General features: G+C 55.0%; 29 protein-coding genes. All 29 read right to left on the minus strand.

The window, feature by feature from the left end; genetic code table 11:
• Positions 1–120: 120 nt before the first annotated feature.
• The gene (rpmJ, locus tag F8N43_RS25080; RefSeq protein ID WP_002555468.1) at positions 121–237 is read right to left on the minus strand and encodes a 50S ribosomal protein L36; all 117 of its coding nucleotides are present in this window, start codon (positions 235–237) and stop codon (positions 121–123) included.
• A 27-nt stretch (positions 238–264) separates the two neighbouring features.
• A complete protein-coding gene (gene secY, locus F8N43_RS25085; RefSeq protein WP_008073883.1) occupies positions 265–1,593 on the minus strand; it encodes a preprotein translocase subunit SecY in 1,329 nt (442 codons plus the stop codon).
• On the minus strand, positions 1,594–2,031 hold the full coding sequence (gene rplO, locus F8N43_RS25090) for a 50S ribosomal protein L15 (RefSeq protein WP_007896782.1): 438 nt from the start codon (positions 2,029–2,031) through the stop codon (positions 1,594–1,596). It lies immediately after the preceding gene.
• Positions 2,032–2,034: 3 nt separating this feature from the next.
• The gene (gene rpmD, locus F8N43_RS25095) at positions 2,035–2,211 is read right to left on the minus strand and encodes a 50S ribosomal protein L30 (protein ID WP_003186033.1); all 177 of its coding nucleotides are present in this window, start codon (positions 2,209–2,211) and stop codon (positions 2,035–2,037) included.
• Between the two features lie 2 nt (positions 2,212–2,213).
• Entirely contained in the window at positions 2,214–2,714 is a 501-nt protein-coding gene (rpsE, locus tag F8N43_RS25100; RefSeq protein WP_007943782.1) for a 30S ribosomal protein S5, read from the minus strand.
• Between the two features lie 3 nt (positions 2,715–2,717).
• Entirely contained in the window at positions 2,718–3,068 is a 351-nt protein-coding gene (gene rplR, locus F8N43_RS25105) for a 50S ribosomal protein L18 (protein ID WP_003186037.1), read from the minus strand.
• 10 nt (positions 3,069–3,078) lie between these two features.
• Positions 3,079–3,612, minus strand: coding sequence for a 50S ribosomal protein L6 (rplF, locus tag F8N43_RS25110; RefSeq protein WP_007896774.1), 534 nt, complete (start codon positions 3,610–3,612; stop codon positions 3,079–3,081).
• A 12-nt stretch (positions 3,613–3,624) separates the two neighbouring features.
• A complete protein-coding gene (gene rpsH / locus F8N43_RS25115; RefSeq protein WP_003186040.1) occupies positions 3,625–4,017 on the minus strand; it encodes a 30S ribosomal protein S8 in 393 nt (130 codons plus the stop codon).
• 209 nt (positions 4,018–4,226) lie between these two features.
• Positions 4,227–4,532 (minus strand): 30S ribosomal protein S14, encoded by a 306-nt coding sequence (rpsN, locus tag F8N43_RS25120; RefSeq protein ID WP_003176414.1) that lies wholly within the window; start codon positions 4,530–4,532, stop codon positions 4,227–4,229.
• A gap of 13 nt (positions 4,533–4,545) precedes the next feature.
• Positions 4,546–5,085: a 50S ribosomal protein L5 gene (gene rplE, locus F8N43_RS25125; protein WP_003176415.1), complete on the minus strand. Its 540-nt coding sequence runs from the start codon at positions 5,083–5,085 to the stop codon at positions 4,546–4,548.
• 20 nt (positions 5,086–5,105) lie between these two features.
• The gene (gene rplX, locus F8N43_RS25130) at positions 5,106–5,420 is read right to left on the minus strand and encodes a 50S ribosomal protein L24 (protein WP_003176416.1); all 315 of its coding nucleotides are present in this window, start codon (positions 5,418–5,420) and stop codon (positions 5,106–5,108) included.
• An 11-nt stretch (positions 5,421–5,431) separates the two neighbouring features.
• Positions 5,432–5,800, minus strand: a complete 369-nt coding sequence (gene rplN / locus F8N43_RS25135; protein WP_002555479.1) for a 50S ribosomal protein L14 — start codon at positions 5,798–5,800, stop codon at positions 5,432–5,434.
• A 23-nt stretch (positions 5,801–5,823) separates the two neighbouring features.
• Complete coding sequence (rpsQ, locus tag F8N43_RS25140) at positions 5,824–6,090, minus strand: 30S ribosomal protein S17 (protein WP_003176419.1); 267 nt, start codon at positions 6,088–6,090, stop codon at positions 5,824–5,826.
• 2 nt (positions 6,091–6,092) lie between these two features.
• On the minus strand, positions 6,093–6,284 hold the full coding sequence (gene rpmC / locus F8N43_RS25145; protein ID WP_008030901.1) for a 50S ribosomal protein L29: 192 nt from the start codon (positions 6,282–6,284) through the stop codon (positions 6,093–6,095).
• Complete coding sequence (gene rplP, locus F8N43_RS25150; protein WP_007896757.1) at positions 6,284–6,697, minus strand: 50S ribosomal protein L16; 414 nt, start codon at positions 6,695–6,697, stop codon at positions 6,284–6,286. The genes rpmC and rplP overlap by 1 nt, the downstream gene beginning before the upstream one ends.
• A gap of 12 nt (positions 6,698–6,709) precedes the next feature.
• Positions 6,710–7,396, minus strand: coding sequence for a 30S ribosomal protein S3 (gene rpsC / locus F8N43_RS25155; protein ID WP_003176422.1), 687 nt, complete (start codon positions 7,394–7,396; stop codon positions 6,710–6,712).
• Positions 7,397–7,409: 13 nt separating this feature from the next.
• Positions 7,410–7,742: a 50S ribosomal protein L22 gene (rplV, locus tag F8N43_RS25160; protein ID WP_003103908.1), complete on the minus strand. Its 333-nt coding sequence runs from the start codon at positions 7,740–7,742 to the stop codon at positions 7,410–7,412.
• 11 nt (positions 7,743–7,753) lie between these two features.
• The gene (gene rpsS / locus F8N43_RS25165; protein WP_002555486.1) at positions 7,754–8,029 is read right to left on the minus strand and encodes a 30S ribosomal protein S19; all 276 of its coding nucleotides are present in this window, start codon (positions 8,027–8,029) and stop codon (positions 7,754–7,756) included.
• A 16-nt stretch (positions 8,030–8,045) separates the two neighbouring features.
• On the minus strand, positions 8,046–8,870 hold the full coding sequence (gene rplB, locus F8N43_RS25170) for a 50S ribosomal protein L2 (protein ID WP_003210080.1): 825 nt from the start codon (positions 8,868–8,870) through the stop codon (positions 8,046–8,048).
• A gap of 14 nt (positions 8,871–8,884) precedes the next feature.
• The gene (gene rplW, locus F8N43_RS25175; protein ID WP_002555488.1) at positions 8,885–9,184 is read right to left on the minus strand and encodes a 50S ribosomal protein L23; all 300 of its coding nucleotides are present in this window, start codon (positions 9,182–9,184) and stop codon (positions 8,885–8,887) included.
• Positions 9,181–9,783, minus strand: coding sequence for a 50S ribosomal protein L4 (gene rplD / locus F8N43_RS25180; RefSeq protein ID WP_007896707.1), 603 nt, complete (start codon positions 9,781–9,783; stop codon positions 9,181–9,183). The genes rplW and rplD overlap by 4 nt, the downstream gene beginning before the upstream one ends.
• Positions 9,784–9,795: 12 nt before the next feature.
• A complete protein-coding gene (gene rplC / locus F8N43_RS25185) occupies positions 9,796–10,431 on the minus strand; it encodes a 50S ribosomal protein L3 (protein WP_003186059.1) in 636 nt (211 codons plus the stop codon).
• A gap of 80 nt (positions 10,432–10,511) precedes the next feature.
• Complete coding sequence (rpsJ, locus tag F8N43_RS25190) at positions 10,512–10,823, minus strand: 30S ribosomal protein S10 (protein WP_003186070.1); 312 nt, start codon at positions 10,821–10,823, stop codon at positions 10,512–10,514.
• A gap of 156 nt (positions 10,824–10,979) precedes the next feature.
• Positions 10,980–12,173 (minus strand): elongation factor Tu, encoded by a 1,194-nt coding sequence (gene tuf / locus F8N43_RS25195; RefSeq protein WP_150634595.1) that lies wholly within the window; start codon positions 12,171–12,173, stop codon positions 10,980–10,982.
• Between the two features lie 31 nt (positions 12,174–12,204).
• Positions 12,205–14,310, minus strand: coding sequence for an elongation factor G (gene fusA / locus F8N43_RS25200; protein WP_150582440.1), 2,106 nt, complete (start codon positions 14,308–14,310; stop codon positions 12,205–12,207).
• A 30-nt stretch (positions 14,311–14,340) separates the two neighbouring features.
• On the minus strand, positions 14,341–14,811 hold the full coding sequence (rpsG, locus tag F8N43_RS25205; protein ID WP_002555493.1) for a 30S ribosomal protein S7: 471 nt from the start codon (positions 14,809–14,811) through the stop codon (positions 14,341–14,343).
• A gap of 119 nt (positions 14,812–14,930) precedes the next feature.
• Positions 14,931–15,302, minus strand: coding sequence for a 30S ribosomal protein S12 (rpsL, locus tag F8N43_RS25210; protein ID WP_002555494.1), 372 nt, complete (start codon positions 15,300–15,302; stop codon positions 14,931–14,933).
• Between the two features lie 216 nt (positions 15,303–15,518).
• Complete coding sequence (gene rpoC, locus F8N43_RS25215) at positions 15,519–19,718, minus strand: DNA-directed RNA polymerase subunit beta' (RefSeq protein WP_017341073.1); 4,200 nt, start codon at positions 19,716–19,718, stop codon at positions 15,519–15,521.
• Between the two features lie 64 nt (positions 19,719–19,782).
• Positions 19,783–23,856 carry a DNA-directed RNA polymerase subunit beta gene (gene rpoB, locus F8N43_RS25220; RefSeq protein WP_010467260.1) on the minus strand — a complete coding sequence of 1,358 codons (4,074 nt, stop codon included), beginning with the start codon at positions 23,854–23,856 and terminating at the stop codon, positions 19,783–19,785.
• Positions 23,857–24,064 lie beyond the last annotated feature (208 nt).

The raw sequence follows: 24,064 nt of genomic DNA on the forward strand, positions 1-24,064 counted from the left end.
TCCAATTGACAGCTACCTACGCCCCGGAAGCCAAGAAATAGGGCGCGAGATAATATCGCTGTAATAACAAATAATCAACCCGGTAGCGCACTAGCTACCGGGCTTGAAGCACAATCACACTCAGCCTTGGCGCTGTTTGTGACGCGGTTCCGCGCTGCAAATTACTCGAACAACACCTTCGCGGCGAATAATCTTGCAGTTACGGCACAGCTTTTTCACCGATGCACGAACTTTCATCACCAACTCCTCGAACCTTATGGGTACTCAGCGCAACATGCCGCTGCCGTAACCCTTCAGGTTGGCTTTCTTCATCAGGGATTCGTACTGGTGCGAAACGAGGTGCGATTGTACTTGGGACATGAAGTCCATCACAACCACGACGACGATCAGCAACGAGGTCCCGCCAAGGTAGAACGGAACGTTTGCCGCAACCACCAGGAACTGGGGCAGCAGGCACACGGCCGTCATATATAGAGCACCGAACAGGGTCAAACGAGTCAGAACGCCGTCAATGTAGCGCGCCGACTGCTCACCTGGACGGATGCCCGGAATAAAGGCACCGGACTTCTTCAGGTTTTCCGCTACGTCTTTCGGATTGAACATCAACGCCGTATAGAAGAAGCAGAAGAAAATAATCCCTGCACTAAACAGCAGAATATTCAACGGCTGACCAGGAGCGATCGACTGCGAGATGTCCTGCAACCAGCCCATACCTTCAGACTGACCGAACCAGGTACCCAACGAAGCCGGAAACAGCAAAATGCTGCTCGCGAAAATAGCCGGAATAACACCGGCCATGTTCACCTTCAGCGGCAAGTGGCTAGTCTGCGCAGCAAACACCTTACGGCCCTGCTGACGCTTGGCGTAGTGAACAGCAATACGACGCTGGCCACGCTCAATGAACACCACAAAACCGATAATCGCTACTGCCAGCAAACCGATGGCAACCAGGGCGAAGATGTTGATATCACCCTGACGTGCAGACTCGAAAGACTGCCCGATCGCTCTCGGAAGACCGGCGACGATACCTGCGAAAATCAACATCGAGATACCGTTGCCAACACCACGCTCAGTAATCTGCTCACCCAGCCACATCATGAACATCGCACCAGCCACAAAAGTGGATACCGCGACGAAATGGAAGCCAAAGTCACCAGTGAACGATACGCCCTGCCCTGCCAGACCAATGGACATGCCAATTGCCTGAACGAGAGCGAGGACGACAGTGCCGTAGCGGGTGTACTGGGCAATCTTGCGACGCCCAGCTTCACCTTCCTTCTTCAACTGCTCCAGCTGCGGGCTGACGGCTGTCATCAGTTGCATGATGATCGATGCCGAAATGTACGGCATGATCCCCAATGCAAAGATGCTCATCCGCTCCAGCGCGCCGCCGGAAAACATGTTGAACAAGCTAAGAATGGTCCCCTCATTCTGTCGAAACAGGTCCGCGAGTCGGTCCGGGTTGATACCTGGAACCGGGATGTGTGCGCCTATTCGGTAGACGATAATCGCCAGGAACAGAAAACGCAGACGAGCCCAGAGTTCAGACATACCGCCTTTGCCGAGCGCAGAGAGAGCACCTTGCTTAGCCATTTATTCCTCGAACTTGCCGCCAGCTGCTTCGATAGCCGCACGCGCACCTTTGGTGGCGCCGATTCCCTTTCCGATGGTAACAGCGCGAGTCACTTCGCCGGACAGCATGATTTTCACACGCTGTACGTTGACGTTGATCACGTTGGCATCTTTCAGGGACTGCACGGTGACGATGTCGCCTTCCACTTTAGCCAGCTCGGACAAACGCACTTCTGCGCGATCCATGGCTTTCAGGGAAACGAAACCGAACTTCGGCAGGCGACGATGCAGCGGCTGTTGACCGCCTTCAAAGCCTGGAGCAATGGTGCCACCGGAGCGGGAGGACTGACCTTTGTGGCCACGGCCACCGGTCTTGCCCAAACCACTACCGATACCACGGCCCGGACGATGCTTTTCGCGACGGGAACCCGGCGCTGGACTCAGATCATTGAGTTTCATCGATTAACCCTCGACACGCAGCATGTAGTAAGCCTTGTTGATCATCCCGCGATTCTCGGGAGTATCAAGTACTTCTACAGTGTGACCGATGCGACGCAGACCCAGACCCTTAACGCACAGTTTGTGGTTAGGGATGCGGCCGGTCATGCTTTTGATCAGCGTAACTTTAACGGTAGCCATGATCAGAAGATCTCCTTGACGCTTTTGCCACGCTTGGCGGCAATGGATTCAGGAGACTGCATAGCTTTCAAACCTTTGAAAGTGGCGTGAACCACGTTTACCGGGTTAGTCGAGCCGTAGCACTTGGCCAGAACGTTCTGAACGCCAGCAACTTCGAGGACAGCACGCATAGCGCCGCCAGCGATGATACCGGTACCTTCAGAAGCAGGCTGCATGTACACCTTCGAAGCGCCGTGACCGGACTTCATTGCGTACTGCAGAGTGGTGCCGTTCAGATCAACTTGGATCATGTTGCGACGAGCAGCTTCCATTGCCTTCTGGATCGCAGCAGGCACTTCACGTGACTTGCCACGGCCGAAGCCAACACGCCCTTTACCATCACCAACCACGGTCAACGCGGTGAAAGTGAAGATACGGCCGCCTTTTACGGTTTTGGCTACGCGGTTAACTTGAACCAGCTTCTCAATGTAGCCTTCGTCGCGCTTTTGGTCGTTATTTGACATAACTTAGAACTCCAGCCCAGCTTCACGAGCAGCATCAGCCAGCGCCTTGACGCGGCCGTGGTACTTGAAGCCAGAGCGGTCGAAAGCCACCTGCGAGACGCCAGCGGCTTTAGCACGCGTAGCGACCAGCTGGCCAACCTTAGTGGCCGCGTCGATGTTGCCAGTGGCGCCATCACGCAGTTCTTTATCCAAAGTCGAGGCAGATGCCAGGACTTTGTTGCCGTCGGCCGAAATGACCTGGGCGTAGATGTGCTGCGACGAGCGGAACACGCAGAGACGCACGACTTCGAGTTCGTGCATTTTCAGGCGTGCTTTGCGAGCGCGACGCAGTCGAGTAACTTTTTTGTCGGTCATTTGCTATGCCCTACTTCTTCTTGGCTTCTTTACGACGGACGACTTCGTCCGCGTAGCGCACACCTTTGCCTTTGTACGGCTCTGGTGGACGGAAGTCGCGGATCTCGGCGGCCACTTGACCTACCAGCTGCTTATCGATACCCCGAATCAGGATGTCGGTTTGGCTAGGAGTCTCAGCGGTGATGCCTTCCGGCAGTTCATAATCCACTGGGTGCGAGAAGCCAAGAGCCAGGTTCAGCACTGTGCCTTTTGCTTGCGCTTTGTAACCGACACCGACCAGCTGGAGCTTACGCTCGAAGCCTTGGCTTACGCCTTGGACCATGTTGTTTACCAACGCACGAGTGGTACCAGCCATTGCGCGAGTTTGTTGATCGCCATTGCGAGCAGCGAAACGCAGCTCACCAGCTTCTTCAACGATCTCAACGGACGAATGGATGTTCAGTTCGAGAGTACCCTTGGCACCCTTCACCGAAAGCTGTTGGCCTGCGAATTTGACTTCGACACCGGCTGGCAGCTTAACGGGGTTCTTAGCGACGCGTGACATGCTTATCCCCCCTTAGAACACAGTGCAAAGAACTTCGCCGCCGACACCGGCAGCGCGCGCAGCACGATCCGTCATCACACCTTTGTTGGTGGAGACGATAGACACACCGAGACCGCCACGAACTTTTGGCAGATCATCGACGGACTTGTACTGACGCAGGCCTGGACGGCTAACGCGCTTCACTTCCTCGATGACCGGACGGCCTTCGAAGTACTTCAGCTCGATGGACAGCAGTGGTTTGATTTCGCTGCTGATCTGATAACCCGCAATGTAACCTTCGTCCTTCAGGACTTTGGCAACAGCTACCTTCAAAGTAGAAGATGGCATGCTTACGACGGACTTTTCAGCCATCTGGGCATTACGGATTCGAGTTAGCATGTCCGCTAACGGGTCCTGCATACTCATGGGCTAGACGCTCCTAATACAAAAAAATTAGCCTTGCGGCTACTACTTGTCGCCGAGCACATCCATGCGATAAAAGCACGGGCTCAGGCGAGCCGGGTATTCTAGACACACCCCACAAATGAATCAAGCCCCAAAAGGGGCTTGATTCAAGTTCAAGGTCACCGGTGGTCAGGATCTTGCGATCCCGAACACCGAGACTTTGACAGTGCTTACCAGCTGGCTTTAACCAGACCAGGTACGTCACCACGCATTGCAGCTTCACGCAGCTTGTTACGGCCGAGGCCGAACTTGCGGTAAACGCCGTGTGGACGACCGGTCAGGCGGCAGCGGTTACGCATGCGCGAAGCGCTTGCGTCACGTGGCTGCTTCTGCAGAGCTACTGTAGCTTCCCAACGCGCTTCTGGACTTGCGTTCAGATCAACGATGATAGCTTTCAGTGCTGCACGCTTTTTGGCGTACTTGGCAACCGTGAGCTGACGCTTCAGCTCGCGGTTTTTCATGCTCATCTTGGCCATTTTCCTACTCCAATCAGTTGCGGAACGGGAATTTGAAAGCACGCAACAGGGCGCGACCTTCATCATCGTTCTTGGCAGTGGTGGTCAGGGTAATGTCCAGACCGCGGAGAGCATCGATCTTGTCGTAGTCGATTTCCGGGAAGATGATCTGCTCTTTAACGCCCATGCTGTAGTTACCACGACCATCGAAGGACTTGGCATTCAGGCCGCGGAAGTCGCGAACCCGAGGCAGGGAGATCGACAGCAGACGATCCAGGAATTCATACATACGCTCACGGCGCAGGGTCACTTTGACGCCGATCGGCCAACCTTCACGGACTTTAAAGCCAGCGATGGATTTCCGAGCGTAGGTCACAACGACTTTCTGGCCGGTGATCTTTTCCAGGTCAGCAACAGCGTGTTCGATGACTTTTTTGTCACCGACCGCTTCGCCCAGACCCATGTTCAGGGTGATTTTGGTAACGCGTGGAACTTCCATCACGTTCGAAAGCTTAAGTTCTTCCTTAAGCTTCGGTGCGATTTCCTTCCAGTAAATCTCTTTTAGTCGTGCCATGGTCTTCTACCTAGCAGTGTTCAAGCATCAACCGCTTTTTGGGTCGACTTGAAGACACGAATTTTCTTGCCGTCTTCTACTTTGAAACCAACGCGGTCAGCCTTGTTGGTTTCGCCGTTGAAAATGGCGACGTTAGAAGCGTCCAGTGGAGCTTCTTTTTCGACGATACCGCCTTGTACGCCCGACATCGGGTTAGGCTTGGTATGACGCTTAACCAGGTTCAGACCGCCAATAACCAGACGGTTGTTAGCGAGAACCTTAAGCACCTTACCGCGCTTACCTTTGTCTTTGCCGGCGATCACGATGATCTCGTCGTCACGACGAATCTTTTGCATGTCGGATCTCCTTACAGCACTTCTGGGGCGAGCGAGACGATCTTCATGAACTTCTCAGTACGAAGTTCACGGGTCACTGGCCCAAAGATACGGGTGCCGATCGGCTCTTGCTTGTTGTTCAGAAGAACAGCAGCGTTGCCATCAAAGCGGATAATGGAGCCATCAGCACGACGTACGCCGTGACGAGTGCGGACTACAACAGCAGTCATCACTTGGCCTTTTTTCACTTTACCGCGAGGAATTGCTTCCTTCACGGTAACTTTGATGATGTCACCGATACCAGCGTAACGACGATGGGAGCCACCCAGCACCTTGATGCACATAACGCGGCGAGCGCCGCTGTTATCGGCCACATCGAGCATGGATTGAGTCTGAATCATATAATTTCTCCGACCCCTAGTCCTTAGACTTCCACAGCGCGTTCGAGAACATCAACCAGCGCCCAAGACTTGGTCTTGGCCAGCGGACGAGTTTCACGAATAGTGACTTTATCGCCGATGTGGCACTGATTGGTTTCGTCGTGCGCGTGCAGCTTAGTCGAACGCTTAACGTATTTACCGTAGATCGGGTGCTTTACGCGACGCTCGATCAGAACGGTGATGGTCTTGTCCATTTTGTCGCTGACAACACGGCCAGTCAGCGTACGGACGGTTTTTTCGGCTTCAGCCATGATTACTTACCTGCCTGCTGTTTGAGCACAGTCTTCACGCGAGCGATGTCACGCTTAACTTGCCGGAGCAGGTGAGACTGCCCCAACTGGCCAGTTGCTTTCTGCATGCGCAGATTGAACTGGTCGCGCAGCAGGCCGAGCAGTTGCTCGTTAAGCTGCGGCGCGTCTTTTTCACGAAGTTCGTTCGCTTTCATCACATCACCGTCCGTTTAACAAAAGCGGTGGCGAGCGGCAGCTTTGCAGCAGCCAGGGCAAAAGCCTCACGCGCCAGCTCTTCAGAAACGCCCTCGATTTCATACAGGACTTTGCCTGGCTGAATCTGGGCAACCCAGTACTCCACACTACCCTTACCTTTACCCATCCGAACTTCGAGGGGCTTTTTGGAAATAGGCTTGTCCGGGAATACACGGATCCAGATCTTGCCGCCACGTTTAACGTGACGGGTCAGAGCACGACGCGCTGACTCGATCTGACGAGCGGTGAGACGACCACGAGCTACAGACTTCAGCGCGAACTCGCCGAAGCTGACTTTGCTACCGCGCTGAGCCAGACCACGGTTGTGGCCTGTCATCTGCTTGCGGAACTTCGTACGCTTTGGTTGCAACATTTGGCGTACCCCTTACTTAGCAGCTTTTTTACGAGGCGCTGGTGCTTGTGGTTTCAGTTCTTCTTGGCGACCACCAATTACTTCGCCTTTGAAGATCCAAACCTTTACACCGATCACACCGTAAGTGGTGTGAGCTTCGTAGTTGGCATAGTCGATGTCGGCACGCAGGGTGTGCAGTGGCACACGACCTTCGCGATACCATTCAGTACGTGCGATTTCAGCACCGCCGAGACGACCGCTCACTTGGATTTTGATGCCTTTGGCACCAATGCGCATGGCGTTCTGTACAGCGCGCTTCATAGCGCGACGGAACATTACACGACGCTCCAGCTGCTGAGCTACGCTCTGCGCAACCAACATACCGTCGAGCTCCGGCTTGCGGATTTCTTCGATATTGATGTGCACAGGCACACCCATTTGTTTGGTCAGGTCCTGACGCAGTTTCTCAACATCTTCACCTTTCTTCCCGATAACGATACCTGGACGAGCGGTGTGGATGGTGATACGTGCAGTTTGGGCCGGACGATGGATATCGATACGGCTTACGGACGCGCTTTTTAGTTTGTCTTGGAGATACTCACGCACCTTCAGATCAGCGAACAAATAGTCCGCATAAGTCCGACCGTCTGCGTACCAGACGGAGGTGTGCTCCTTGACGATTCCCAGGCGAATGCCAATGGGATGTACTTTCTGACCCATCTCTTCGACTCCGTTACTTGTCAGCAACCTTGACAGTGATATGGCAAGACCGCTTGACGATGCGATCAGCACGGCCTTTGGCACGTGGCATGATTCGCTTCAGCGAACGCCCTTCGTTGACGAAAACGGTGCTGACCTTAAGGTCATCAACGTCTGCGCCTTCGTTATGCTCGGCGTTGGCTACGGCCGACTCCAGCACTTTCTTCATGATCTCGGCGGCTTTCTTACTGCTGAAAGCCAACAAGTTGAGCGCTTCGCCCACCTTCTTCCCGCGGATCTGGTCGGCGACCAAGCGGGCTTTCTGGGCGGAGATTCGAGCGCCCGACAACTTAGCGGCTACTTCCATTTCCTAACCCCTTAACGCTTGGCTTTCTTGTCAGCCACGTGCCCACGATATGTGCGGGTACCGGCGAACTCGCCCAGTTTGTGGCCGACCATGTCTTCGTTCACGAGAACTGGCACATGTTGACGACCGTTGTGTACTGCGATGGTCAGACCGACCATTTGTGGCAGGATCATCGAACGGCGCGACCAGGTTTTAACTGGTTTGCGATCGTTCTTTTCCGCCGCCACTTCGATCTTCTTCAGTAGGTGAAGATCGATAAAAGGACCTTTTTTCAGAGAACGTGGCACTGTCGTATCCCTCTATTTACTTGCGACGACGGACGATCATTTTGTCGGTACGCTTATTACCACGAGTCTTCGCGCCCTTAGTCGGGAAGCCCCATGGCGATACCGGATGACGACCACCAGAGGTACGACCTTCACCACCACCATGTGGGTGGTCAACCGGGTTCATGGCAACACCACGAACGGTTGGGCGAACGCCACGCCAGCGTTTGGCACCAGCTTTACCCAGCGAACGCAGGCTGTGCTCGGAGTTCGAGACTTCACCCAGGGTCGCGCGGCATTCAGCCAGCACTTTACGCATCTCACCAGAACGCAGACGCAGGGTCACGTAGACACCTTCACGAGCGATCAGCTGAGCCGAAGCACCAGCGGAACGAGCGATTTGCGCGCCTTTACCTGGCTTCAATTCGATGCCGTGTACGGTGCTACCAACTGGAATGTTACGCAGTTGCAGAGCGTTGCCCGGCTTGATCGGCGCCAAAGCACCTGCGATCAGCTGGTCGCCAGCGCTAACGCCTTTAGGGGCGATGATGTAGCGACGCTCGCCATCTGCGTACAGCAGCAGAGCGATGTGAGCAGTACGGTTTGGATCGTATTCGATACGCTCGACAGTGGCAGCGATGCCATCTTTGTCGTTACGACGGAAATCGACCAGACGATAATGCTGCTTATGGCCACCACCGATGTGACGAGTGGTAATACGACCATTGTTGTTACGACCACCAGTCTTCGATTTTTTCTCGAGCAGCGGTGCGTGAGGAGCGCCTTTATGCAGCTCCTGGTTGACCACCTTGACCACAAAACGGCGGCCAGGGGAAGTCGGTTTGCATTTAACGATTGCCATGATGCACCCCTTCCTTACTCAGCACTGCTGCTGAAATCGAGATCTTGGCCTGGCTGAAGGGAGATAACTGCCTTCTTCCAGTCATTACGCTTGCCCAGACCGCGAGCGGTGCGCTTGCTCTTACCCAGAACATTCAGGGTAGTAACACGCTCAACTTTCACGCTGAACAGGCTTTCGACGGCCTTCTTGATTTCCAGCTTGGTTGCGTCAGTTGCAACCTTGAAAACGAACTGGCCTTTCTTGTCAGCCAGAACCGTAGCCTTCTCGGAAACGTGCGGGCCAAGCAGAACTTTAAATACGCGTTCCTGGTTCATCCCAGCAGCTCCTCGAATTTCTTCACGGCCGACACGGTGATCAACACCTTGTCGTATGCGATCAGACTAACTGGATCGGAACCTTGCACGTCACGTACATCAACGTGTGGCAGGTTGCGAGCAGCCAGGTACAGGTTCTGATCAACCACTTCAGACACGATCAAGACGTCAGTCAGGCCCATGCCGGTCAGTTTGTTCAGCAGATCTTTGGTCTTCGGTGCATCAACAGCGAAGTCCTGAACCACAACCAGACGATCAGTACGCACCAGCTCAGCAAGGATGGAACGCATTGCTGCGCGGTACATCTTCTTGTTCAGCTTCTGGGTGTGATCCTGAGGACGAGCTGCGAAAGTGGTACCGCCGCCACGCCAGATTGGGCTACGGATAGTACCGGCACGAGCACGGCCAGTACCTTTCTGACGCCATGGGCGCTTACCGCCACCACGAACGTCGGAACGGGTCTTTTGCTGCTTGGAACCTTGACGGCCGCCGGCCATGTAGGCCACGACTGCTTGGTGAACCAGCGTCTCGTTGAATTCGCCGCCAAATGTCAGTTCGGAAACTTCGATCGCTTGAGCGTCATTTACATTTAATTGCATGTCAGCTTCCCCTTAACCGCGAGCCTTGGCTGCTGGACGTACAACCAAGTTGCCGCCAGTAGCGCCAGGAACAGCGCCCTTGACCAACAACAGATTGCGTTCAGCGTCCACGCGCACTACTTCGAGGGACTGCACGGTCACGCGCTCAGCGCCCATATGACCGGACATTTTTTTGCCCTTGAATACACGACCAGGAGTCTGGCACTGGCCGATAGAGCCTGGAACGCGGTGGGACACGGAGTTACCGTGGGTATTATCTTGCCCGCGGAAGTTCCAACGCTTGATCGTACCCTGGAAGCCTTTACCTTTGGACTGACCGGTTACATCAACCAGTTGACCAGCAGCGAAGATTTCAGCGTTGATCAGATCGCCGGCCTGGTACTCGCCTTCTTCAAGACGGAATTCCATTACGGTACGACCAGCGGCAACGTTCGCCTTAGCGAAGTGGCCAGCCTGAGCAGCTGTAACACGCGAAGCACGACGCTCGCCTACAGTGACTTGCACTGCACGATAGCCATCGGTCTCTTCAGTTTTGAACTGGGTGACGCGATTCGGCTCGATCTCAATGACCGTGACCGGAATGGAGACACCTTCTTCGGTGAAAATACGGGTCATACCGCATTTACGACCGACTACACCAATAGTCATGTTGTAAACCTCATGAGTGTACGGGGCTTTCACCCGCTATGGCCGCCCATTTCAGAGCGTTACACGACTAAGACCGAGTCTTAGCCGAGGCTGATCTGCACTTCCACACCGGCCGCAAGATCAAGCTTCATAAGAGCATCAACGGTTTTATCCGTTGGCTGGACGATGTCCAGAACGCGCTTATGAGTACGGATCTCGTACTGGTCACGCGCGTCTTTGTTGACGTGCGGGGAGACCAGAACGGTGAACCGCTCTTTACGGGTAGGCAGTGGAATTGGACCACGCACTTGAGCACCAGTACGTTTCGCGGTTTCCACGATTTCCTGGGTGGATTGGTCGATCAGGCGATGGTCAAAAGCCTTCAACCTGATACGGATTTGCTGATTTTGCATTGGATTTCAGACTCCGGCTGCTATTCCCACCGAGCGCAATACGCCCGTTAAAAGGAGGCGCAATTCTATAGACGCCCCAGATAGGTGTCAACCCAATAAAAAAGCCCCCGCTAAGCGGGGGCTTTTTCAACTCATCAAAGTTAACTCAAAAAGAGCTTACTCGATGATTTTGGCTACGACGCCAGCGCCGACGGTACGACCGCCTTCACGGATAGCGAAACGCAGACCGTCTTCCATTGCGATGGTTTTGATCAGGGTAACAGTCATTTGAATGTTGTCACCTGGCATTACCATTTCAACGCCTTCTGGCAGCTCGCAGTTACCAGTCACGTCAGTAGTACGGAAGTAGAACTGTGGACGGTAGCCTTTGAAGAACGGAGTATGACGACCGCCTTCTTCCTTGCTCAGAACGTAAACTTCTGCAGTGAACTTGGTGTGCGGCTTAACCGAACCCGGCTTAACCAGAACCTGGCCACGCTCAACGTCGTCACGCTTGGTACCACGCAGCAGAACACCGCAGTTCTCGCCAGCACGACCTTCGTCGAGCAGCTTGCGGAACATTTCAACACCGGTGCAGGTGGTGACAGTAGTGTCACGCAGACCAACGATTTCCAGTGGATCTTGAACGCGAACGATACCGCGCTCGATACGACCAGTCACAACAGTACCGCGACCCGAGATCGAGAATACGTCTTCGATTGGCATCAGGAACGGCTTGTCGGTCAGACGAACTGGCTCTGGGATGTAGCTGTCCAGAGTTTCCACCAGCTTCTTAACAGCAGTGGTACCCATTTCGTTGTCGTCAAGACCTTCAAGAGCCATACGAGCAGAACCGATGATGATCGGAGTGTCGTCGCCCGGGAAGTCGTAAGTGCTCAGCAGATCGCGCACTTCCATCTCAACCAGTTCCAGCAGCTCAGCGTCGTCTACCAGGTCAGCCTTGTTCAGGAAAACCACGATGTACGGAACGCCTACCTGACGGGACAGCAGGATGTGCTCACGGGTTTGTGGCATCGGACCATCAGCGGCCGAGCAAACCAGGATAGCGCCGTCCATTTGAGCAGCACCGGTGATCATGTTCTTCACATAGTCAGCGTGACCTGGGCAGTCAACGTGAGCGTAGTGACGGATCTTCGAGTTGTACTCAACGTGCGCGGTGTTGATGGTGATACCACGAGCCTTTTCTTCTGGTGCGCTGTCGATCTTGTCGAAAGCAACAACAGCCGAACCGAAAACTTCGGAGCAGACGCGAGTCAGAGCAGCAGTCAGAGTGGTTTTACCATGGTCAACGTGACCGATGGTGCCAACGTTGACGTGCGGTAGGGAACGATCAAATTTTTCTTTAGCCACGACAATTAACTCCTAGCCTAAAGGGGCTGAATCAGCCTTGTTTTTTGGTAACGGTTTCGACGATGTGCGACGGAGCCGTATTGTATTTTTTGAATTCCATAGAGTAGCTTGCGCGACCTTGGGACATGGAACGAACGTCGGTCGCATAACCGAACATCTCGCCCAACGGAACCTCGGCACGAATTACTTTACCGGAAACCGTATCTTCCATACCCAGGATCATGCCGCGACGACGGTTAAGGTCGCCCATCACGTCACCCATATAGTCTTCAGGTGTAACAACCTCTACCGCCATGATCGGCTCGAGCAACTCACCACCGCCCTTCTGGGCCAGTTGCTTGGTCGCCATGGAAGCAGCCACCTTAAACGCCATCTCGTTCGAGTCGACGTCGTGGTAGGAACCATCAAACACGGTAGCCTTCAGGCCGATCAGCGGATAACCGGCAACAACGCCGTTCTTCATCTGCTCTTCGATACCCTTCTGGATAGCCGGGATGTATTCCTTAGGAACCACACCACCCACCACTTCGTTCACGAATTGCAGACCTTCCTGACCTTCGTCAGCAGGAGCAAAACGGATCCAGCAGTGGCCGAACTGACCACGACCGCCGGACTGACGAACGAACTTGCCTTCGATTTCACAGTTCTTCGTGATGCGCTCACGATAGGAAACCTGAGGCTTACCGATGTTGGCTTCAACGTTGAACTCGCGGCGCATCCGGTCAACCAGGATGTCCAGGTGCAACTCGCCCATGCCGGAGATGATCGTTTGACCAGTCTCCTCATCAGTCTTGACGCGGAAAGATGGATCTTCCTGAGCAAGCTTGCCCAGAGCGATACCCATTTTTTCCTGGTCATCCTTGGTCTTAGGTTCTACGGCAACCGAAATAACCGGCTCCGGGAAGTCCATGCGAACCAGGATGATTGGCTTGTCAGCGCTGCACAAGGTTTCGCCAGTGGTGACGTCCTTCATGCCGATCAAGGCCGCGATGTCACCAGCGCGCACTTCCTTGATTTCTTCACGGGCGTTTGCGTGCATTTGCACCATACGACCCACGCGCTCTTTCTTGCCTTTAACCGAGTTGATCACGCCGTCGCCGGAGGCCAACACGCCCGAGTAAACACGGACGAAGGTCAAAGTACCCACGAATGGGTCGGTAGCGATTTTGAAAGCCAGAGCCGAGAACGGCTCGCTGTCATCTGCATGACGCTCCATCTGCTTTTCCTCGTCATCAGGGTCAGTACCCTTGATGGCAGGAATGTCAGTTGGAGCAGGCAGGTAATCGATAACGGCGTCGAGAACCAGGGGAACGCCCTTGTTCTTGAAGGAAGAACCGCAAACAGCCAGGACGATTTCGCCAGCGATAGTACGCTGACGCAGAGCGGCCTTGATTTCCGCGTTGGTGAGTTCTTCACCTTCGAGGTACTTGTTCATCAGTTCTTCGCTGGCTTCGGCCGCAGCCTCAACCATGTTGCCGCGCCACTCGTCAGCCAGTTCCTGCAGCTCAGCAGGGATAGGCTTGCGAACTGGAACCATGCCTTTGTCGGAGTCATTCCAGTAAACAGCTTCCATAGCCATCAGATCGATCTGACCCTGGAAGTTGTCTTCGGAACCGATAGCCAATTGGATTGGCACCGGAGTGTGACCCAGACGCTGCTTGATCTGGCCGATCACGCGCAGGAAGTTTGCACCAGCACGGTCCATCTTGTTTACGTAAACAAGACGTGGAACGCCGTACTTGTTGGCTTGACGCCATACGGTTTCCGACTGAGGCTCAACACCCGAGGTGCCGCAGAACACAACGACCGCGCCGTCGAGAACACGCAGGGAACGCTCAACTTCAATAGTGAAGTCAACGTGGCCCGGGGTGTCGATGACGTTGAAACGGTATTGGTCCTTGTGCTGCTTCTCGGAACCCTGCCAGAAGGCGGTAATGGCAGCAGAAGTAATGGTAATACCACGCTCCTGCTCCTGAACCATCCAGTCTGTGGTCGCGGCGCCGTCATGCACCTCGCCCATTTTGTGACTTTTGCCAGTGTAAAAAAGGACGCGCTCGGTGGTGGTGGTTTTACCAGCATCCACGTGAGCAACGATACCAATGTTACGGTAGCGGTTAATCGGTGTTGTACGAGCCATAAAGCCCTCGCAAAATTAGTGACGCTAAAATTAGAAGCGGTAGTGCGAGAAAGCCTTGTTGGCTTCAGCCATACGGTGCACGTCTTCACGCTTCTTAACTGCAGCACCTTTGCCTTCAGCAGCGTCCAACAGTTCGCCAGCCAAACGCAGGGCCATAGACTTCTCGCCGCGCTTACGGGCGAAGTCTACCAACCAGCGCATTGCCAGAGCGTTACGACGGGACGGACGAACTTCGACCGGAACCTGGTAAGTAGCACCGCCTACACGGCGCGACTTTACTTCGACCAGCGGAGCGATGGCGTCGAGAGCTTTCTCGAAGATTTCCAGGGGGTCGCTGTTCTTGCGTTCTTTAACCTTTTCCAGCGCGCCATAAACGATACGCTCGGCAACGGCTTTCTTGCCGCTTTCCATCACGTGGTTCATGAACTTGGCCAGGATCTGGCTGCCGTATTTTGGATCGTCAAGCACTTCGCGCTTGGCTGCTACGCGTCTTCTTGGCATGGATAAGCCCTCAAACGGTCTTCAGGTTCGCTCGGAATCGGTGCCCTTTCGGGACGCCTCCGACCTTACTCTTATCGACTCAGAAAAATAGATGATTCAGTTTTTACAAAAAGCCACTACTACTTAGGCTTCTTGGTACCGTACTTCGAACGACCTTGGTTACGACCTTTAACGCCGGAAGTATCCAAAGAGCCGCGAACGGTGTGGTAACGAACACCTGGCAAGTCTTTTACACGGCCGCCACGGATCAGTACGACGCTGTGCTCTTGCAGGTTGTGGCCTTCACCGCCGATGTACGAGGAAACCTCGAAACCGTTGGTCAGACGCACACGGCATACTTTACGCAGTGCCGAGTTAGGTTTTTTCGGCGTGGTGGTATACACACGAGTGCATACGCCACGACGTTGCGGGCAGTTCTGCAGCGCAGGCACGTCGGATTTCTCGACGATACGCTTACGCGGCTGACGTACCAGCTGGTTGATAGTTGCCATCTACTAGCTCCACTGTTGTCTTGCGACGCTATTGTCTTGCAAGAAAAGCAAAATGGCAGGAACGAATTCCCGCCAAATTTAGGGGTACAAGAGTCTAAAGAGGATCTTGCCCCCAGTCAAGGCAAGGCCCCGACCTTCCCGCTCATCCAACCTCGACAAAATGTCTTGATTCGATGAACGGAACGACCAGGGCCTTACACTCATTTATCGCAGAACTCAGTTACCGCTAGAGTTCAGCGCTTCGGTCAGTGCAGCTTCCACTTCACTGGCGCTTACGCGCAACGGTTTGTCAGCATCACGACGGCGTTTACGCTCGCTGTGATAAGCCAGACCGGTACCGGCCGGGATCAGACGACCCACGACCACGTTTTCTTTCAGGCCACGCAAGTAATCGCGCTTGCCGGTTACCGCCGCTTCGGTCAGTACGCGAGTGGTTTCCTGGAAGGAAGCCGCCGAGATGAACGATTCGGTGGACAACGACGCCTTGGTGATACCCAGCAGCACGCGAGTGAACTTGGAAACGAATTTCTCGTCGCCAGCCAAACGTTCGTTCTCTACCAGTACGTGAGTCAATTCCATCTGGTCGCCCTTGATGAAACTGGAATCGCCGGATTCAGCGATTTCAACTTTACGCAGCATCTGACGCAGAATGGTCTCGATGTGCTTGTCGTTGATCTTCACGCCTTGCAGACGGTAAACGTCCTGGATTTCGTTCACGATGTACTTGGCCAGCGCACTCACACCCAGCAGACGCAGGATGTCGTGTGGATCGCTCGGGCCGTCGGAGATGACTTCGCCGCGGTTTACCTGTTCGCCTTCGAAGACGTTCAGGTGACGCCACTTCGGAATCAGCTCTTCGTACGGATCGCTACCGTCGTTCGGGGTGATAACCAGACGGCGCTTGCCTTTGGTCTCTTTACCGAACGCGATGGTGCCGCTGACTTCAGCCAGAATCGAGGCTTCTTTCGGACGACGGGCTTCGAACAAGTCGGCAACACGCGGCAGACCACCGGTGATGTCACGGGTCTTCGAAGTCTCTTGCGGAATACGAGCGATAACATCACCGATCGCGATTTTCGCACCATCCGCAACACCGACGAGGGCGTTGGCAGGCAGGAAGTACTGAGCAATTACGTCGGTACCCGGCAGCAAGAGATCCTTACCGTTGTCATCAACCATCTTCACAGCAGGACGGATATCTTTACCGGCAGCTGGACGGTCTTTGGCGTCGAGTACTTCAATGTTGGTCATACCGGTCAATTCGTCAGTCTGACGCTTGATCGTGATGCCTTCTTCCATGCCCACGTAGGTCACGGTACCTTTCATTTCGGTAACGATTGGGTGAGTGTGCGGATCCCACTTGGCCACGATTGCGCCAGCGTCGACCTTGTCACCTTCTTTAACCGAAATCACAGCACCGTACGGCAGCTTGTAGCGCTCGCGCTCACGACCGAAGTCATCAGCGATTGCCAGCTCACCGGAACGGGATACAGCCACCAGGCAGCCATCCACTCGCTCAACGTGTTTCAGGTTATGCAGACGGACGGTACCGCCATTCTTCACCTGAACGCTGTCGGCTGCGGAGGTCCGGCTTGCCGCACCACCGATGTGGAACGTACGCATGGTCAGCTGGGTACCCGGCTCACCGATGGACTGGGCAGCGATAACGCCGACCGCTTCACCAATGTTCACCTGGTGACCACGAGCCAGGTCACGGCCGTAGCACTTGGCGCAAATACCGTAGCGGGTTTCGCAGCTGATTGGCGAACGCACGATCACTTCGTCGATGCTGTTCAGCTCGATGAACTCGACCCACTTCTCGTCTACCAGCGTGCCGGCAGGAACGATAACTTCTTCAGTACCTGGCTTGAACACGTCACGGGCGATGACACGGCCCAATACGCGCTCACCCAACGGCTCAACAACGTCACCGCCTTCAATGTGCGGAGTCATTACCAGGCCATGCTCGGTGCCGCAATCGATCTCGGTCACAACCAGATCCTGCGCCACGTCTACCAGACGACGAGTCAGGTAACCGGAGTTCGCAGTTTTCAACGCGGTATCCGCCAGACCTTTACGAGCACCGTGAGTCGAGATGAAGTACTGAAGTACGCTCAAACCTTCACGGAAGTTCGCAGTAATCGGCGTTTCGATGATGGAACCGTCCGGCTTGGCCATCAGGCCACGCATACCGGCGAGCTGACGGATCTGCGCAGCAGAACCCCGTGCGCCCGAGTCGGCCATCATGTACATCGAGTTGAAAGATTCCTGGTCGACTTCGACGCCATGACGGTCGATGACTTTCTCTTTCGAGAGGTTGGCCATCATCGCCTTGGAAACTTCGTCGTTCGCCTTGGACCAAAGGTCGATCACTTTGTTGTACTTCTCGCCCTGGGTTACCAGGCCGGAGGCGTACTGACTTTCGATCTCTTTCACTTCGTCGGTGGCAGCACCGATGATGCGGGCTTTTTCATCCGGGATAACGAAGTCGTTAACACCGATGGAAACGCCGGAAATGGTCGAATAGGCAAAACCGGTGTACATCAACTGGTCAGCGAAGATCACGGTCTCTTTCAAACCAACCACGCGATAGCATTGGTTGATCAGCTTGGAGATCGCTTTTTTCTTCATCGGCTGGTTGACGACGTCGTACGACAGACCAGGTGGAACAACCTGGAACAACAGCGCACGGCCGACAGTGGTGTCGACGATACGGGTGTTCTTGACGCTGCCACCATCACGATCGTTGACAGTTTCGTTGATCCGCACTTTGACCTTGGCGTGCAGTGCGGCTTCGCCGGCACGGAACACACGGTCAACTTCCTGCAGATCCGCGAAGACACGACCTTCGCCCTTGGCGTTGATCGCTTCACGAGTCATGTAGTACAGACCCAATACAACGTCCTGCGACGGAACGATGATTGGCTCACCGTTGGCTGGCGACAGAATGTTGTTGGTCGACATCATCAACGCACGCGCTTCCAGCTGGGCTTCCAGCGTCAGCGGTACGTGCACGGCCATTTGGTCGCCGTCGAAGTCGGCGTTGTACGCAGCACAGACCAGAGGATGCAGCTGGATAGCCTTACCTTCGATCAGTACCGGTTCAAACGCCTGGATACCCAGACGGTGAAGGGTCGGTGCACGGTTGAGGAGAACCGGGTGTTCACGGATCACTTCAGCGAGAACGTCCCAAACTTCCGGCAGCTCGCGCTCGACCATCTTCTTGGCGGCTTTGATGGTGGTCGCGAGACCACGCATTTCCAGCTTGCCGAAAATGAACGGTTTGAACAGCTCGAGAGCCATTTTCTTCGGCAGACCGCACTGGTGCAGACGCAGGGTCGGACCTACGGTAATTACCGAACGGCCAGAGTAGTCAACACGCTTACCGAGCAAGTTCTGACGGAAACGACCTTGCTTACCCTTGATCATGTCAGCCAGGGATTTCAGAGGACGCTTGTTGGAACCGGTGATAGCGCGGCCACGACGACCGTTGTCGAGCAGTGCATCGACAGCTTCCTGCAACATACGCTTTTCGTTGCGAACGATGATGTCCGGAGCGGACAGATCGAGCAGACGCTTCAAGCGGTTGTTACGGTTGATCACTCGACGATACAGATCGTTGAGGTCGGAAGTCGCGAAGCGACCGCCATCCAGCGGGACCAGTGGACGCAGATCCGGCGGCAGAACCGGCAGAACGGTCAGCACCATCCATTCTGGAAGGTTGCCGGAACCCTGGAAGGCCTCCATCAACTTCAGACGCTTGGAAAGCTTCTTGATTTTGGTTTCGGAGTTGGTTTGCGGAATTTCTTCACGCAGACGGCCAATCTCGTGCTCCAGATCGATAGCGTGCAGCAGTTCGCGGACAGCTTCGGCACCCATGCGGGCATCGAAATCGTCGCCGAACTCTTCCAGCGCTTCGAAGTACTGCTCGTCGTTCAGCAGCTGACCCTTTTCAAGGGTGGTCATGCCTGGATCGATAACGACATAGCTCTCGAAGTAGAGAACGCGTTCGATATCACGCAGGGTCATGTCCATCAGCAAACCGATACGCGACGGCAGCGATTTCAGGAACCAGATGTGGGCAACTGGCGAGGCCAGTTCGATGTGCGCCATGCGCTCACGACGAACTTTAGCCAGCGCGACTTCAACGCCGCACTTCTCGCAGATCACACCACGGTGCTTCAAGCGCTTGTACTTACCGCACAGGCACTCGTAATCCTTTACCGGGCCAAAGATCTTGGCGCAGAACAGGCCGTCACGCTCAGGTTTGAACGTACGGTAGTTGATGGTTTCCGGCTTTTTAACTTCACCGAACGACCACGAACGGATCATCTCAGGCGATGCCAATCCAATACGGATGGCGTCGAACTCTTCGACTTGACCCTGGTTTTTCAGCAAATTCAGTAGGTCTTTCAAGGCCTTTCCTCCTGGCGGAGCAGAGAGCGGGCAATCCTGCCCCGCTCTCGATTCGCGTCACGTGTTATTCGGTTTCCAGATCGATATCGATGCCGAGGGAACGAATTTCCTTGATCAACACGTTGAAGGACTCGGGCATGCCCGGCTCCATACGGTGATCGCCATCCACGATGTTTTTGTACATCTTGGTACGGCCGTTCACATCGTCCGACTTCACTGTGAGCATTTCTTGCAGAGTGTAAGCAGCACCGTATGCTTCCAGTGCCCAGACCTCCATCTCCCCGAAACGCTGACCACCGAACTGTGCCTTACCACCCAGCGGCTGCTGGGTAACCAGGCTGTACGAACCGGTAGAACGAGCGTGCATCTTGTCGTCTACCAAGTGGTTCAGCTTCAGCATGTACATGTAGCCAACAGTAACCGGGCGCTCGAACTTGTTGCCGGTACGGCCGTCGGTCAGCTGCATCTGGCCGCTTTCTGGCAGGTCAGCCAGTTTCAGCATGGCCTTGATTTCGCTTTCCTTGGCGCCGTCGAACACTGGAGTGGCCATTGGAACGCCGCCACGCAGGTTCTTCGCCAGATCCAGGATTTCCTGGTCGGAGAAGCTATCCAGATCTTCGTTACGACCGCCGATCTGGTTGTAGATCTCGTCGAGGAATTTACGAAGTTCAGCGACTTTGCGCTGCTCTTCGATCATCCGGTTGATCTTCTCGCCCAGACCTTTGGCCGCGAGGCCGAGGTGGGTTTCAAGGATCTGACCAACGTTCATACGCGAAGGTACGCCCAACGGGTTGAGGACGACGTCGACCGGGGTGCCATTGGCATCGTGCGGCATGTCTTCAACCGGCATGATCACGGAGACCACACCTTTGTTACCGTGACGACCGGCCATCTTGTCGCCCGGCTGGATGCGGCGACGGATTGCCAGGTAAACCTTGACGATTTTCAGCACGCCTGGAGCCAGGTCATCGCCCTGCTGCAGTTTGCGCTTCTTGTCTTCGAACTTGTCGTCCAGCAGACGGCGGCGATCAACGATATAGGCTTGGGCCTTCTCGAGCTGCTCGTTCAGAGCATCTTCAGCCATGCGCAGTTTGAACCACTGACCATGCTCAAGACCGTCGAGTACTTCGTCGGTGATGTCCTGACCTTTCTTCAGACCAGCGCCGCCCTCGGCTTTGTGGCCGACCAGAGCGGAGCGCAGACGTTCGAAAGTCGCGCCTTCAACGATACGGAACTCTTCGTTCAGGTCCTTGCGGATCTCGTCGAGTTGAGTCTTCTCGATCGACAGTGCACGAGCATCACGCTCAACGCCGTCGCGAGTGAAGACCTGTACGTCGATGACAGTACCTTTGGTGCCGGTAGGCACGCGCAGAGAGGTGTCTTTAACGTCGCTGGCTTTTTCACCGAAGATGGCACGCAGCAGTTTTTCTTCCGGAGTCAGCTGGGTCTCGCCTTTCGGAGTGACCTTACCAACCAGGATGTCGCCTGCGCCTACTTCAGCACCTACGTAAACGATACCGGCTTCGTCCAGCTTGTTCAGTGCAGCTTCACCCACGTTCGGGATGTCTGCAGTGATTTCCTCTGGCCCAAGCTTGGTGTCACGCGCCACACAGGTCAGTTCCTGGATGTGGATCGTGGTGAAGCGGTCTTCCTGAACAACACGCTCGGACAGGCAGATGGAGTCTTCGAAGTTGAAGCCGTTCCATGCCATGAACGCGATGCGCATGTTTTGACCCAGAGCCAGCTCACCCATATCGGTGGACGGACCGTCGGCCATGATGTCGCTACGCTGAACCCGATCACCTTTACGCACCAGCGGACGCTGGTTGATGCAGGTGTTCTGGTTGGAGCGGGTGTATTTGGTCAGGTTGTAGATGTCGACACCAGCTTCGCCGGTTTCAACTTCATCATCAGCAACACGAACCACGATACGGCTGGCGTCGACGGAATCGATAACACCGCCACGACGAGCCACGACGCAAACGCCGGAGTCACGGGCTACGTTACGCTCCATGCCGGTACCGACCAGCGGCTTGTCAGCGCGCAGGGTTGGTACAGCTTGACGCTGCATGTTCGAACCCATCAACGCACGGTTGGCGTCGTCGTGCTCGAGGAACGGGATCAGCGACGCTGCAACCGAAACTACCTGCTTCGGCGATACGTCCATCAAGGTGACGTCTTCCGGCGCCTTGACGGTGAACTCGTTCAAGTGACGAACAGCTACCAGCTCGTCGATCAGGACTTTCTTGTCGTTCATCGTGGCCGAAGCCTGAGCGATCACGTGATCAGCTTCTTCGATGGCGGACAGGAATACGATCTCGTCGGTGACCAGAGCGTCTTTCACCACACGGTACGGGCTCTCCAGGAAGCCGTACTGGTTGGTGCGCGCATAAGCGGCCAGGGAGTTGATCAGACCGATGTTCGGACCTTCTGGTGTTTCAATCGGGCATACACGACCGTAGTGAGTCGGGTGTACGTCACGAACTTCAAAGCCAGCACGCTCACGAGTCAGACCGCCAGGGCCGAGTGCAGAAACACGACGCTTGTGGGTGATCTCGGACAGCGGGTTGTTCTGGTCCATGAACTGGGACAGCTGGCTGGAACCGAAGAACTCTTTCACCGCCGCAGCCACTGGCTTGGCGTTGATCAGGTCTTGCGGCATCAGGCCTTCGCTTTCAGCCATCGACAGACGCTCTTTGACCGCACGCTCAACACGTACCAGGCCAACGCGGAACTGGTTCTCGGCCATTTCGCCTACGCAGCGAACACGACGGTTACCCAGGTGGTCGATGTCATCGACGATGCCTTTACCGTTACGGATGTCGACCAGAGTCTTCAATACCGCGACGATGTCTTCTTTGCACAACACGCCCGAACCTTCGATCTCGGTACGACCGATACGACGGTTGAACTTCATCCGGCCGACCGCAGACAGGTCATAGCGCTCAGGGCTGAAGAACAGGTTGTTGAACAGAGTCTCGGCAGCGTCTTTGGTTGGCGGCTCGCCAGGACGCATCATGCGATAGATCTCGACCAGCGCTTCCAATTGGTTGCTGGTGGAGTCGATCTTCAAGGTGTCGGAGACGAACGGACCGCAGTCGATATCGTTGGTGTACAGAGTTTCGATACGAACAACCTGGGCCTTGGCAATTTTTGCCAGGATCTCGGTGTTCAGCTCGGTGTTGCACTCTGCCAGGATTTCGCCGGTTGCCGGATGCACGATGGCCTTGGCGGTAGTGCGACCCAGGACGTAGTCCAGAGGCACTTCCAGGGTCTTGAGACCGGCTTTTTCGATCTGGTTGATGTGGCGCGCAGTAATACGGCGACCAGCCTCAACGATGACCTTGCCCTTCTCGTCCTGAATATCAAGAACAGCGATTTCACCACGCAGACGCGAAGCAATCAGTTCCAGACTGAGGGTTTCGCCGCTCAGGTGGAAAACGTTAGTGGTGTAGAACGCGTCGAGCACTTCTTCAGTGGTATAGCCGAGCGCGCGCAGCAGTACCGATGCAGGCAGCTTGCGACGACGGTCGATACGTACGAACACGCAGTCTTTCGGGTCGAACTCGAAGTCCAGCCACGAACCGCGGTAAGGAATGATGCGCGCGGAGTACAGCAGTTTGCCGGAGCTGTGCGTCTTGCCACGGTCGTGGTCGAAGAACACGCCCGGGGAACGGTGCAGCTGGGAAACGATTACACGCTCGGTACCGTTGATTACGAAGGTACCGTTCTCAGTCATCAGGGGAATTTCACCCATGTAGACTTCTTGCTCTTTGATGTCCTTGATCGCTTTGTTCGACGATTCTTTGTCGAAAATGATCAGGCGCACTTTTACCCGCAAAGGTACGGCGTAAGTTACACCGCGCAATACGCATTCTTTGACATCAAATGCCGGTTCGCCCAGGCGATAACCGACGTACTCCAGCGCAGCATTGCCGGAGTAGCTGATGATCGGGAAAACGGATTTGAAGGCCGCATGCAGGCCCACGTCGCGGAACTGATCTTTAGTCGCTCCCGCTTGCAAGAATTCACGATACGAATCCAGCTGGATGGCCAGGAGGTACGGCACATCCATGACGTCCGGCAACTTGCTAAAGTCCTTGCGGATACGTTTTTTCTCAGTATATGAGTAAGCCATCAGCGTTCCCCAGCTTGGTCACCTGCTTGTTTGGCCCCTCCCGACGGGAGCAGCCAGAAAATCGTGCAAACCCCATGGTTTGCGCCACCGCATCGGGTGGTTACAGCTCGTTACGAGCACCGACCCAGTCGGCTGCCAATAACGGAAAAAGGCCGGTGGCAAGAGCCACCAGCCATCAGCCTTTCGCTTAACGCTCGGGCTGGAGGAG

The sequence above is a fragment of the Pseudomonas fluorescens genome (assembly GCF_902498065.1).
Lineage (GTDB): Bacteria > Pseudomonadota > Gammaproteobacteria > Pseudomonadales > Pseudomonadaceae > Aquipseudomonas > Aquipseudomonas fluorescens_BJ.

Excerpts from the sequence above, each read along its gene's own strand:
- rplW (WP_002555488.1), bottom strand. The coding sequence starts at position 9,184 with ATGAACCAGGAACGCGTATTTAAAGTTCTGCTTGGCCCGCACGTTTCC.
- rplF (WP_007896774.1), bottom strand. The coding sequence starts at position 3,612 with ATGTCACGCGTCGCTAAGAACCCCGTTAAGCTGCCAGCCGGTGTCGAA.
- rplV (WP_003103908.1), bottom strand. The coding sequence starts at position 7,742 with ATGGAAGTAGCCGCTAAGTTGTCGGGCGCTCGAATCTCCGCCCAGAAA.
- rpmJ (WP_002555468.1), bottom strand. The coding sequence starts at position 237 with ATGAAAGTTCGTGCATCGGTGAAAAAGCTGTGCCGTAACTGCAAGATT.
- rplN (WP_002555479.1), bottom strand. The coding sequence starts at position 5,800 with ATGATTCAGACTCAATCCATGCTCGATGTGGCCGATAACAGCGGCGCT.
- rplD (WP_007896707.1), bottom strand. The coding sequence starts at position 9,783 with ATGCAATTAAATGTAAATGACGCTCAAGCGATCGAAGTTTCCGAACTG.
- rpsJ (WP_003186070.1), bottom strand. The coding sequence starts at position 10,823 with ATGCAAAATCAGCAAATCCGTATCAGGTTGAAGGCTTTTGACCATCGC.
- rpsN (WP_003176414.1), bottom strand. The coding sequence starts at position 4,532 with ATGGCCAAGATGAGCATGAAAAACCGCGAGCTGAAGCGTCAGCTCACG.
- rpsC (WP_003176422.1), bottom strand. The coding sequence starts at position 7,396 with ATGGGTCAGAAAGTACATCCCATTGGCATTCGCCTGGGAATCGTCAAG.
- rpsE (WP_007943782.1), bottom strand. The coding sequence starts at position 2,714 with ATGTCAAATAACGACCAAAAGCGCGACGAAGGCTACATTGAGAAGCTG.
- rplO (WP_007896782.1), bottom strand. The coding sequence starts at position 2,031 with ATGAAACTCAATGATCTGAGTCCAGCGCCGGGTTCCCGTCGCGAAAAG.
- rplP (WP_007896757.1), bottom strand. The coding sequence starts at position 6,697 with ATGTTGCAACCAAAGCGTACGAAGTTCCGCAAGCAGATGACAGGCCAC.
- rplR (WP_003186037.1), bottom strand. The coding sequence starts at position 3,068 with ATGACCGACAAAAAAGTTACTCGACTGCGTCGCGCTCGCAAAGCACGC.
- rpsH (WP_003186040.1), bottom strand. The coding sequence starts at position 4,017 with ATGAGTATGCAGGACCCGTTAGCGGACATGCTAACTCGAATCCGTAAT.
- rplE (WP_003176415.1), bottom strand. The coding sequence starts at position 5,085 with ATGGCACGACTAAAAGAGATTTACTGGAAGGAAATCGCACCGAAGCTT.
- rpmD (WP_003186033.1), bottom strand. The coding sequence starts at position 2,211 with ATGGCTACCGTTAAAGTTACGCTGATCAAAAGCATGACCGGCCGCATC.
- secY (WP_008073883.1), bottom strand. The coding sequence starts at position 1,593 with ATGGCTAAGCAAGGTGCTCTCTCTGCGCTCGGCAAAGGCGGTATGTCT.
- rpsG (WP_002555493.1), bottom strand. The coding sequence starts at position 14,811 with ATGCCAAGAAGACGCGTAGCAGCCAAGCGCGAAGTGCTTGACGATCCA.
- rplB (WP_003210080.1), bottom strand. The coding sequence starts at position 8,870 with ATGGCAATCGTTAAATGCAAACCGACTTCCCCTGGCCGCCGTTTTGTG.
- rpmC (WP_008030901.1), bottom strand. The coding sequence starts at position 6,284 with ATGAAAGCGAACGAACTTCGTGAAAAAGACGCGCCGCAGCTTAACGAG.
- rplX (WP_003176416.1), bottom strand. The coding sequence starts at position 5,420 with ATGCAAAAGATTCGTCGTGACGACGAGATCATCGTGATCGCCGGCAAA.
- rpsQ (WP_003176419.1), bottom strand. The coding sequence starts at position 6,090 with ATGGCTGAAGCCGAAAAAACCGTCCGTACGCTGACTGGCCGTGTTGTC.
- rpsL (WP_002555494.1), bottom strand. The coding sequence starts at position 15,302 with ATGGCAACTATCAACCAGCTGGTACGTCAGCCGCGTAAGCGTATCGTC.
- rpoB (WP_010467260.1), bottom strand. The coding sequence starts at position 23,856 with ATGGCTTACTCATATACTGAGAAAAAACGTATCCGCAAGGACTTTAGC.
- rplC (WP_003186059.1), bottom strand. The coding sequence starts at position 10,431 with ATGACTATTGGTGTAGTCGGTCGTAAATGCGGTATGACCCGTATTTTC.
- fusA (WP_150582440.1), bottom strand. The coding sequence starts at position 14,310 with ATGGCTCGTACAACACCGATTAACCGCTACCGTAACATTGGTATCGTT.